1 protein-coding gene is annotated in these 616 nt (G+C 39.3%); it reads right to left on the reverse strand.

Annotated elements, in window-relative coordinates; all coding sequences use genetic code 11:
- Nucleotides 1-616 (reverse strand): type II CRISPR RNA-guided endonuclease Cas9 (gene cas9, locus ACYVRA_RS08165; RefSeq protein ID WP_461252233.1); only part of this gene is annotated, 616 nt, incomplete at both ends.

Below are 616 nucleotides of genomic sequence, written 5' to 3' on the forward strand. Positions count from 1 at the left end.
GAATGTTTTGCCAGTGCGGTTTCAGCATAGAGTTTTCCTTCTTTTCCGTGATCCTGTTTATATGAAACAACTATTGATTTTAACTGTTCTTCAATATCACTTCTTTTTACCGGACATGGCGGAGCATCTATTTCACTATAACCTCTGCTGCTGTTGATTCTTGCAGCTTCGGCTATTAGATGACGGTTACATAACCCGATAACCAGAGCGTCTAAAGCATGGTGGCGATGATCGCTTCTGTTTTTAAACCATGTATCATGCCCCCTGTTTAGCAGAGTATTAAAACCCCATAATCCACGAAGCATTGCAGTCAGTCTGCCTGGGCTAACCCAAATTGCGTTACTATCACAAATTGCAGATAAATAATCTTTACTTGCTGTTGACAGGTAAGCGGTATCAGTTAATTGTCTGTCAATAAAACCTCCCTCATTTTCATGAAACCTAACCATAGCGTCGGGATAAAATTTTCGCCGTTTATTAAAAGGTAATTTTGCAGCAAGTTCCATGATACGATTCCAGTCAAAACCTTTTGGGCTATTACCAAATGCTTCAAAGGGACTTTGATTTTTTTTAGCTTGATTACATTTTCTATGAGCTACAGTAAGGTTATCACGGG

This window comes from Treponema sp. R8-4-B8 (genome assembly GCF_054786175.1).